The 11,273-nt window shown below is 77.3% G+C and carries 1 protein-coding gene; it reads right to left on the bottom strand.

Annotated features, from left to right (window positions below):
• Positions 1–16: 16 nt before the first annotated feature.
• On the bottom strand, positions 17–11,257 hold the full coding sequence (locus D7318_RS34795) for a type I polyketide synthase (RefSeq protein WP_120697919.1): 11,241 nt from the start codon (positions 11,255–11,257) through the stop codon (positions 17–19).
• Between the last annotated feature and the right edge of the window lie 16 nt (positions 11,258–11,273).

The raw sequence follows: 11,273 nt of genomic DNA, 5'->3' as shown, positions 1-11,273 counted from the left end.
CCTAATCCAAGCCACGTCAGGGGGTTTCGAGTTGGTCGTCGAGTAGGTGGAAGAGTTCGTCGTCCGTGGCGGACTGCACGGTGTCGACGATTCCCTCGTCCTCTTCCGCGCCGCTCCCGCCGTTCCGGCCGCTCCCGCCGTCCCACTGCGACAGCAGGGCGCGCAGGCGCAGCGCGACCTCGGCCCCCAGGTCGCCCTCCGCCTCCCCGGCGTCCAGGGAGAGCAGGGACTTCTCCAGCCGCTCAAGCTGGCCGAGCACGGGCGTCGGGCGGCCCTCCTCGTCGCCGAGGAGCTGGCCGAGGATCACGGCGGTGAGCGCGGCGGGGGTGGGGTGGTCGAAGATCGCCGTGGTGGGCAGCGCCGCGCCGGTGGCCTCCTTGAGGCGGTTGCGCAGCTCCACCGCGGCAAGCGAGTCGAACCCCGCGTCCCTGAAGGGCCGTTCGGCGCCGAAGCTGCGCGCCCCGCCGTGGCCGAGTACGGCCGCGGCGTGCTCGCGGACCAGGTCCACGACGACGCGGTGGCGCTCGCCGTCCGACGCCCTGGCCAGCCGCTCGCGCAGGCGCGCGGCCTGGCCGCCCGGCGCGGCGGGCGCGGCGGCCTCGTCGGCGTGGGTCACCAGGCCCGCGACGGCGGGGAGTTCGCTCAGCAGCGGGCTCGGGCGGCGGGCGGCGAAGCCGGTCGCGAAGGGCTCCCAGTCGACGTCGACCACCGTGACGCGCGGCTCGTCCCGCGCGACCGCCCGCGCCAACGCGGCCAGGGCGAGCGGCGGTTCGAGCACCCGCACGCCCTGTCGCGCCAGCAGCTCGCGCAGCCCGTCGTCGGCGGCGTGGCCCGTCTCGGCCCACGGGCCGAACGCGATCGCGGTCGCGGCGAGGCCACGGGCGGCGCGGTGCTCGGCGAGCGCGTCGAGGTGGGCGTTGGCCGAGGCGTAGGCGCCCTGGCCGCCGCTCCCCCACGCGCCGGTGTGCGACGTGAACAGGACGAACGCGTCGAGCGCGCGGTCGCCGAGCAGCGCGTCCAGGTGGGCGGCGCCCGCGACCTTGGCCGCCATCACCCGTGCGCACATGGGGAGATCGGTCTCCGCGAGCCCGCTGAACTGCGCCGTGCCCTCGGCGTGCACCACCGCGCGCAGCGGCGGTCCGCCCGCGTCGAGCTCCTCGATCAGCTCGGCGAGCGCGGCGCGTTCGGCCGTTCCGCACCCGGCGAGCAGCGCCTCGGCGCCCGCGGCGGCCACGTCGTCGCGCAGCGCGGCGGCGCCTGGCGCCGCGAGGCCCCTCGGGTCGGTGAGCGCGACGCGGCGCGCGCCCGCGCGGGCCGCCCAGCGGGCCACCTCCCCCGCGGGCCCGTCAAGGGCGCCGGTGATCAGCACGGTGTCCGTGGGCGCCCAGCCGCCGCCCGCGGGATCGGGCTCGGGCTCGGCGGGGACCACGCGGGCCACGAGCGTTCCGCCGGGGCGGACCGCGACCTGGTCGTCGCCGCCCGCGGCGATGACGTCGGCCACCCGTGACCAGGCGTCCCCGTCCTGGAGTTCGGCGGGGAGGTCGATCAACCCGCCCCACAGCGACGGGAGTTCGAGGGCGACGACCCGGCCGAGGCCCCATACGGCGGCGCGCGCCGGGCTCGTGGGCGCCTCGCCGGGCGCGGCGGCGACCGCGCCCCTGGTGAGCGCCCACAGCCGCCCGGCGAACCCGGCCTCGTCAAGGGCCAGCACGAGCGCCCTGGTGGCGACCCAGCCGCGCGGCAGCGCGGGGTGCTCGTCGTGGCCCTCCTCGTCGGTGCCGAGCAGCGACACCACGCCGTCGGCGGCGGCGATCCGCTCGACCGCGCCGGAGACGTCGGCGCCCTCGACCGTGAGCGTGACGACCTCGGCGGCGCCGCGGGCCCGCAGCGCCTCGGCGAGCTCCGCCGTGTCCTCGCCCGCGGGCGCGAGAACGGCCCAGGTGCCCGAGAGCGGCTCGCCGCCCGGCTCGGTCAGCGGGCGCCAGGCCACGCGGTAGCGCCAGGAGTCGACGGTGGTCCGCTCGCGCGTCCTGCGCCGCCACGTGGCCAGCACGGGGAGCGCGGCCTCGATCGACGTGCGTTCCGCCGCGTCGCCCGACTCGCCGAGGGCGCCGAGGAGTTCGTCGGTGTCCTCGCGCTCGACGGCCTCCCAGAAGCGGGCCTCCTCGGGGTCGGCCGCGGCGCCGCCCGCGGCGCCCCGCGCCTGTTCGAGCCAGTAGCGCTCGCGCTGGAACGGGTAGGTCGGCAGGTCCACGCGGGGGCCTGCGCCGCATGGCGCGGACCAGTCGACGCGGACGCCCGAGGCCCAGGCGCGCCCCAGCCCTTCGAGCAACGCCACAGGCTCGGGCCTGTCCTTGCGGCCCAGGGCCACCACGGCGGAGGCGTCGGGGTCGGCCAGCGCGGCGCCCGCCATGCCCGCGAGGGTCCCGTCGGGGCCGATCTCCACCAGGTGCCGCACGCCGTCGCGTTCCAGGGCGCGCACCGCGTCGGCGAAGCGCACGGGCTCGCGCACATGGCGCACCCAGTAGTCGGCCGACGTCCACGCGCCCTCGTCGAGCGGGCGGCCGGTGAGCGTGGACACCGCGCCGAGCAGCGGCTGTTGGAAGCTCAGCCCGGCGACCACCGCGCGGAACTCCTCCAGCATCGGGTCCATCAGCGGCGAGTGGAACGCGTGACTCACCCGCAGGCGGCGGGTCTTGACGCCGCGCGCCGCGAACTCCTCGGCGATGCCGAGCACCACGGGCTCGTCGCCCGAGAGCACGGTGGCCTCGGGCCCGTTGACCGCGGCGATGCCCGCCACGGCGCCATGCCCGTTCAACGCCTCACGCACCCGCTCCTCGGGCGCGGCCAGGGCGACCATCGCGCCGCCCTCGGGCAGCGCCTCCATCAGCCGCCCGCGCGCCACCACCAGGCGGCAGGCGTCCTCCAACGACAGCACCCCGGCGATGTGCGCGGCGGCGATCTCGCCGACCGAGTGCCCGGCCACGGCGTCGGGCCGCAGCCCCCACGCCTCGACCAGCCGGTACAGCGCGACCTCGAACGCGAACAGCGCGGGCTGGGCCCGGCCGGTCCGTTCGAGCGCCCCCGGGTCCTCGCCCCACACCACGCCGCGCAGGCCCTCGGGCGCGAGGGGGTCGAGCACCGCGCACACCTCGTCCCACGCGGCGGCGAACGCCGGGAACGCCTCGTACAACTCCCGTCCCATGCCCACCCGTTGGGCCCCCTGACCGGCGAAGAGCAGGGCCGTCCGCCCGCCGCCCGGCCTGATCGCGCCGCTCAGCGAGGCCGCGGCGCCCGACTCAAGCGCGGCCAGACCGGCGAGCGCCTCGTCCCGGTCCCGCGCCACGACCACGCCCCGGTGTTCGAGCGCGGCGCGCGCGGTGGCAAGCGAGCGGGCCAGGTCGACGGGCGCGAGCCCGGGCTCCGCCTCGGCGAACGCCCGCAGCCGCCCGGCCTGGGCGGCCAGCGCCTCGGCGGTCCCGCCGGAGAGCGGAAGCGCGATCAGCGGCGGGGCCGCCGACGCCACGGGCGCGGGCTCGGAGGCGCCGGTGTCGGGGGCCTGCTCGATGACGACATGGGCGTTGGTGCCGCTGATGCCGAACGACGACACGGCCGCCCTGCGCGGCGCGCCGGTCTCGGGCCAGGGCCGCTCCTCGGTGAGCAGCCCGAGCGCGCCCGCGTCCCAGTCGATGTGCGGGGACGGCTCGTCGGCGTGCAGGGTCCTGGGCAGCGTGCCATGGCGCAGGGCCATCACCATCTTGATGACCCCGGCGATGCCCGCGGCGGCCTGCGCGTGGCCGATGTTGGACTTGACCGAGCCGAGCCACAGCGGCCCCCGCGCGCCCCGGTCCCTGCCATAGGTGGCGATGAGCGCCTGGGCCTCGATCGGGTCGCCGAGCGACGTGCCGGTGCCGTGCGCCTCCACGGCGTCCACGTCCGAGGGCGCGAGCCCGGCCCCGGCGAGCGCGGCGCGGATGACGCGCTGCTGGGAGGGGCCGTTGGGCGCGGTCAGGCCGCTGGACGCGCCGTCCTGGTTGACGGCCGAGCCGCGTACCACCGCGAGCACGCGGTGGCCGTTGCGCAGCGCGTCGGAGAGCCGCTCCACCAGCACGAGCCCTACGCCCTCGCCGGGGCCGAACCCGTCGGCGGACGCGGAGAACGCCTTGCACCTGCCGTCCGCGGCCAGCCCGCGCTGCTGGCTGAACTCCACGAACAGGCTGGGCTCCGACATCACCGTGGCGCCGCCCGCGAGAGCCAGGTCGCACTCGCCCTGGCGCAGCGACTGCACGGCCATGTGGAGCGCGACGAGCGACGACGAGCACGCCGTGTCCACGGTCACGGCCGGGCCCTCGAAGCCGAACGTGTACGCGACGCGCCCCGAGCCGACGCTCGTGGTGTTCCCGGTGCCGAGGTAGCCGCGCAGCTCGGCGGGGACGTGGCGGACGCGGAACGCGTAGCCCTGGGCGACCAGCCCGGTGAAGACCCCGGTGCGGTCCCCGCGCAGCGACGTCGGGTCGAGGCCCGCGCGCTCGATGACCTCCCACGAGGTCTCGAGCAGGAGCCGCTGCTGCGGGTCCATGGCCAACGCCTCGCGGGGCGAGATCCCGAACAGCTCGGCGTCGAACTCGTCGGCGTCGTGCAGGAATCCGCCGCGGCGCGCGTAGCTGGTGCCCGGGTGGCCCGGGTCGGGGTGGTAGAAGCCCTCCGCGTCCCAGCCGCGCCGGGCGGGGATGTCGGTGATGGCGTCGCCGCCCTCGGTGACAAGTCGCCACAGGTCCTCGGGGGAGCGCACATCGCCGGGGAAGCGGCAGGCCATCCCGACGATGGCGATCGGCTCGTCCGCGCTCGCCGCGCTCCCGGCGCTCCCGGCGCGGGTGGCGGCGCGGGCGGGGGCGGCCTGTGCGGCGCCCGACTCGCCCACGGCGTCGAGGAGTTCGGCCACCAGGTGCCGGGCGAGCGCGGCCGGGTTGGGGTGGTCGAAGACGACCGTGGCGGGGAGCCTGACGCCGGTGGCGGCGTTGAGGCGGTTGCGCAGCTCGACCGCCATCAGGGAGTCGATGCCGAGGTCCTTGAACCCCTTGTCCGCGCCGATGGCTCCGGCGCCCGCGTGCCCGAGCACCACCGAGGTGTGGCCGCGGACCAGGTCGGTCAGCTCCTGCTCGCGCCTGCCTTCGGGCAGCGCCGCGAGGCGCCCGGCGAGCGACGTGCCCTCCGCCGCGGCGTCGGCGGCGGCCGCGCGGCGGGCGGGGGCGCGGACCAGGCCGCGCAGGATCGGGGCGAGCGCGCCGCCCGCCGCCGCGTCGCGCAGCGCGGCCAGGTCGAGGCGCGTCGGGACGAGCAGCGGCTCGTCCCCCGCGAGGGCGGCGTCGAACAGGGCGAGGCCCTGCTCGCTCGAGAACGGGACGACGCCGATCCGCGCCATGCGGGCCCTGTCCTCGCGCCCCAGGTGCCCCGTCATGCCGCTGGCCTCGCCCCACAGGCCCCACGCCAGCGAGACGGCGGGCAGCCCCAGGGAGCGGCGATGGTGCGCGAGCGCGTCGAGATAGGTGTTGGCCGCGGCGTAGTTGGCCTGCCCAGGGCCGCCGAAGACGCCGGCGGAGGAGGAGAAGAGGACGAACGCGGCGAGGTCGGCCCCGCGCGTCAGCTCGTGCAAGTGCCGGGCGGCGTCCGCCTTGGGGCGCAGGACGCGTTCCACCTGGGCGTCGGTGAGGGTGTCGATCAGCCCGTCGTCGAGGACCCCGGCGGTGTGCACGACAGCGGTGAGCGGGTGCGCCGCCGGAACGCCCGCCAGCGCGTCGGCCAGCGCGTCGCGGTCCGCGGTGTCGCACGCGGCGATCCTCACCTCGGCGCCCAGCGCGGCGAGTTCGGACCGCAGCTCGGCCGCGCCAGGCGCCTGCGGCCCCCGGCGGCTGACCAGCAGCAGGTGGCGCGCGCCGTGTTCGGTGACCAGGTGGCGGGCCAGCAGCGCGCCGAGCGTCCCGGTGCCGCCGGTGATCAGCACGGTGCCTTCGGGGTCGGGGCGGCGCGGCATGGTGAGGACGTTCTTGCCGATGTGGCGGCCCTGGCTCATGCGGCGGAACGCGTCGGCGGCGCGCCGCACGTCCCACGCCTCGACGGGCAGCGGGGGCAGCGTTCCTTCGCGGAAGAGGTCGGCGACCGTGTCGAGCAGCTCGCCCAGGCGGTCGGGTCCCGCGTCGATCAGGTCGAACGCCAGGTAGGCCACGCCGGGGTGCTCGTCGGCGACCGCCGCGGGGTCGCGGAGGTCGGTCTTGCCCATCTCGACCAGGCGCCCGCCGGGGGCGAGGAGGCGGAGCGAGGCGTCGAGCAGCTCGCCGGTGAGGGAGTTGAGCACGACGTCCATGGCGCGGCGGCCCTCGGGGGCGCGGAAGGCGCTCTCGAACTCGCCCGTGCGGGAGGACGCGATGTGCTCGTCGTCCAGGCCCATCGCCCTGAGCGTGTCCCACTTGCCCTCGCTCGCGGTGGCGAACACCTCGGCGCCCAGGTGCCGGGCCAGGCGCACGGCGGCCATGCCCACGCCCCCCGCGGCGGCGTGCACCAGCACCCGGTCCCCTGCGCGCAGCCCGCCCAGGTCGACCAGGCCGTACCAGGCGGTGAGGTGAGCGACGGGCAGGGCGGCGGCCTGTTCCCAGGTCAGGGCTTCGGGAACGCGCGTCAGCAGGCGTTGGTCGGCCACCGCGAGCGGCCCGATCCCCGCGGGCAGCAGGCCCATCACCCGGTCCCCCGGCGCCAGCCCGGCCACCCCGGGGCCGGTCTCGACGACCACCCCGGCGCCCTCGGCGCCCATCCGCGCCGGGTCGGGGTACAGGCCGAGGGCGAGCAGCACATCGCGGAAGTTGAGGCCCGCGGCGCGGACCTCGACGCGGACCTCGCCTTCGGCCAGCGGCTCGGCGGCCTCGGGGTGCGGGAGCAGGGCCAGGCCGCCCAGCGTGCCGGGCGCCTCGGTGTCCAGGCGCCACGGGCCCTCGCCCCGCGGCGGCGCCAAGGCGTCGCCCGAGGCGGCGGAGGCGAGCCGGGGAACGCGCAACTCGCCGTTGATCAACGCCAGTTGCGGCTCGTCCCGGGTCACGCCCAGGTCGATGGCGCGCAGCGGCGCGTCGGGGTCGTTGTCCAGGTCCGCGTCCACGTCCACGTCGAGCAGGACGAAGCGGTCGGGGTGCTCGCTCTGCGCGGAGCGCAGCAGCCCCCACAGGGCCGCCGCCTCGGGGTCGGCCCCGGAGACCGCGCCGCGCGTCAGCACCGCGAGGCGGGCGTCGGCGAACCGCTCGTCGCCCAGCCACGCGCGAATCTCGCCGAGCGCCCTGGTGACCAGCCCGTGCACGCCGTCCGCGCCCGGCGCGAGGCCGAGCACCGCGACCGGCGGAACGGGCGTCCCCGCGTCGAGCCGCGCGCGCAGCCCGGCGACGCCGCGGCACGTGCGGCCGAGCGGGAGGCCGCGTTCGCCGATGGCGACCCAGCCCGCCGTGTCGGGCGCGCCCTCGGACGCGGGGGCGGGGACCCAGTCGAGCCGGTGGAGCGCGTCGGCCGACGCGTCCCCGGCGCGGGCGAGTTGGCGCGCCGACACGGGGCGCGTGGTGAGCGACCCGACGGAGACGACGGGGCTGCCGGTGCCGTCGGCCGCGGTGAGGCGCAACGTGTCGGGGCCGCTGGGCGTCAGGCGCACGCGCAGGTCGGTGGCGCCGGTGGCGTGCAGCGTCACATCGCTCCACGCGAACGGCAGGCGCGGCTGCCCGTCGTCGGGCGCCCCTGCCGCGTGGCCGATGGCGTGCAGGGCGGCGTCGAACAGGGCCGGGTGGAGGCCGAACTTCGCTGCCTCGCCCCGGAGTTCGTCCGGCAGGGCCACCTCGGCGCATACGTCGTCGCCCAGGCGCCAGGCGGCGCGCAGGCCGCGGAAGGCGGGGCCGTAGCCATGGCCCACGGCGCCGACGCGCTCGTAGTGGCCCGTGACGTCGAGCGGGGTGGCGCCGGGCGGCGGCCAGGCCGCGTCGTTCGGCGGGGTCGCGGCGTCGCCGTCGGCGAGGGTGCCGTCGGCGTGCCGGGTCCAGCCGCCCTCGGCCGCGTCGGCGGGGCGCGCGTGGATGCCGACCCGGCGGCGGCCGTCGGCGTCGGCCGCGCCGATGGTCACCTGGATCTGGACGGCGCCTTCGGGCGGCAGCACGAGCGGCGCCTGAAGCGTCAGCTCCTCGACGCGCCCGCAGCCGACCTGGTCGCCCGCGCGCACGGCGAGCTCGACGAAGGCGGTGCCGGGCAGCAGCACCGTTCCCGCGACGGCGTGGTCGGCAAGCCACGGGTGGGTGCGCGGCGAGAGGCGCCCCGTGAGGAGGAACGCGTCGCCGCCAGGCCCCCCTTGGGCGTCGGCCAGCGCGACGGCCGCGCCGAGCAGCGGGTGGTCGGCCCCGGCGAGGCCAAGGCCCGCCGCGTCGGCGATGTCGGCCCCGGCGTGGTCGGGCAGCCAGTAGCGCTCGCGCTGGAACGCGTAGGTGGGCAGCTCGGGTCGCGCCTCGTCCCCGGTGGCGGGCAGCAGCGGGGTCCAGTCGACGCCGACGCCGCCCACCCAGGCCTCGGCCAGCGCCGTTCCCCAGCGCGCGGCGCCGCTCTCGCCGCGCCGCAGCGAGCCGGTGACCGAGGCGTTCACCCCGGCGGCCCGCGCGGTGTCCGCCACCGCGACGGTGAGCACCGGGTGCGGGCTGACCTCGATGAACGCGCCGAGGCCCTGCGTCAGCAGCTCGTCGACCGCGTCCTGGAAGCGGACGGTGCCGCGGAGGTTCCGGGCCCAGTAGGCCGCGTCGAGCCCCTCGGTGGCGAGGGGGCCGCCGGTGACCGTGGAGCAGAACGGCACCCGCGCCGGGCCGGGCGCGACGCCGGACAGCGCGTCGAGGAGTTCGTCGGTGACGATGTCGACCTGGGCGGAGTGCGACGCGTAGTCCACGGCGATGCGCCGCACCCACACGCCGTCGCCCTGGGCGCGCTCCACCAGCTCGGCCACCGCGGCGGGGTCGCCCGAGACGACGGTCGACTCGGGCCCGTTGACCGCGGCGACCGACACGCGGCCCGCGTACCCCTCGATCCGCTCCTCGACCGCCGCGACGGGCAGGCCGACGGACGCCATCGCGCCGCGCCCGGCGAGGCGTTCGCGGATGATGCGGGAGCGCACGGCCACGACACGGGCGCCGTCCTCCAACGACAACGCGCCCGCGACCACCGCCGCGGCGATCTCCCCCTGACTGTGCCCCACCACGGCCGCGGGGCTGACACCGAACGACTCCCACAGCCGCGCGAGCGACACCATCACCGCCCACGACACCGGCTGCACCACATCGACCCGGTCCAGCGACCCCGCCAACTCCGCGCGCAGATCCCACTCCGCCCACGGCCGCAACGCCTCCGCACACGCGTCAAGCGCCTCGTCGAACACCGGGAATTCCTCAGCGAGTTCGAGGCCCATGCCCGACCACTGCGAACCCTGCCCGGGAAACACGAAGACGGCCCGGTCGGCGCCCGCCACGACGTCGCCCACGGTGGCGCGGCCCTCGGCGGCGCGCCCCGCGAGGGCGTCGAGGCCCGTCAGCAGGGCGGCGCGGTCCTCGCCGATGACGACGGCGCGGTGGTCGAGGACGGCGCGGCGGGTGACCAGCGAACGGCCGACCGCGGCGGGTTCGGGGGCGTCGTCGGCGGCGGCGAAGGCGCGCAGCCGCTCGGCCTGCGCCCGCAGCGCCTCGGGGCTCCTGGCCGACACGGGCCAGGGGATCAGCGGCGTCCTGGGCGCCCGCGGGTCGGCCTCGGCGGGCTCGGACCCGGCGGCCTCGGTCCCGGGCTCGGTCTCGGGCTCGGTCTCGGGGTCCTCCTCGGCCGGTGGCGCGTCGCCGACGATCACATGCGCGTTGGTGCCGCTGATGCCGAACGACGAGATGCCCGCGCGGCGCGGCCTGTCGTCGCGCCCCGGCCACTCCACCGGCTCGGTGAGCAGCGCCACCGCGCCCGCCGACCAGTCGATGTGCGGCGACGGCTCGGCCACGTGCAGGGTCGCGGGCAGCACGCCCGCGCGCAGCGCCATCACCATCTTGATGACCCCGGCCACGCCCGCCGCGGCGCCCGTGTGCCCGATGGCGGACTTCACCGAGCCGAGGCGCAGCGGGCGTTCGGGCTCGCGGCCCTGGCCATAGGTGGCGATGAGCGCCTGGGCCTCGATCGGGTCGCCCAGGGTGGTCCCCGTGCCATGGGCCTCGACGGCGTCCACGTCCGTCGCCGCGAGCCCGGCACCGGCCAGGGCGGCGCGGATGACGCGCTGCTGCGACTGGCCGTTGGGCGCGGAGAGGCCGTTGCTCGCCCCGTCCTGGTTGACGGCGGAGCCCTGCACGACGGCGAGCACCGGGTGGCCCGCGCGGCGGGCGTCGGACAGCCGCTCCACCAGCAGCATCCCGGCGCCCTCGGCCAGGCCCATGCCGTCGGCCGAGGCGGCGAACGCCTTGCAGCGGCCGTCGCGCGCCAGCCCGTGCTGGGCGCTGAAGCCGACGAGTTGGTGCGGGGACGCGAGCACGGTGACGCCGCCGACCAGGGCGAGCGAGCACTCGTCCCTGCGCAGCGCCGAGACGGCCAGGTGCAGGGCGACCAACGACGAGGAGCACGCGGTGTCGACGGTGACCGCGGGGCCCTGGAGCCCGAAGAGATAGGAGAGCCGCCCGGAGAGCACGGCCGCCGATGTGCCGGTCATGAGGTGGCCCGAGAAGCCCTCGGGGACGCGCGGCATCGACCAGCCGTACTCGACGACGTTGCTGCCGATGAACGCCCCGACCTGGCGGCCCGCGAGCGACGTGGGGTCGATGCCCGCGCGTTCGAACGTCTCCCACGTGGTCTCGAGCAGCAGCCGCTGCTGCGGGTCCATCGCCAGCGCCTCGCGCGGCGAGATCCCGAAGAACGCGGCGTCGAATCCGGCGACGTCGTCGAGGAAGCCGCCCTCCGCGGCATAGGTCGTGCCCTCGCCGTCCGACGCGGGGTCGTAGAGGCGTTCGAGGTCCCAGCCCCGGTCGTCGGGCAGCTGCGTGATGGCGTCGTCGCCCGAGCTGACGAGCCGCCAGAAGTCCTCGGGCGACATGACGCCGCCCGGGTAGCGGCAGGCCATGCCGACGATGGCGATCGGCTCCGAGCCGGCCGCCTCGACCTCTTCCAACCGGCGGCGTGCCTGGGCCAGTTCGGCCGTCGCCCACTTGAGATAGTCGCGCAGCTTGTCTTCGTTCGCCATCACGGGCTCCTGGGAA

It is taken from the genome of Streptomyces radicis (assembly GCF_003626575.1).
GTDB lineage: Bacteria > Actinomycetota > Actinomycetes > Streptomycetales > Streptomycetaceae > Streptomyces > Streptomyces radicis.
This window is presented reverse-complemented; position numbering and strand designations above follow the sequence as displayed.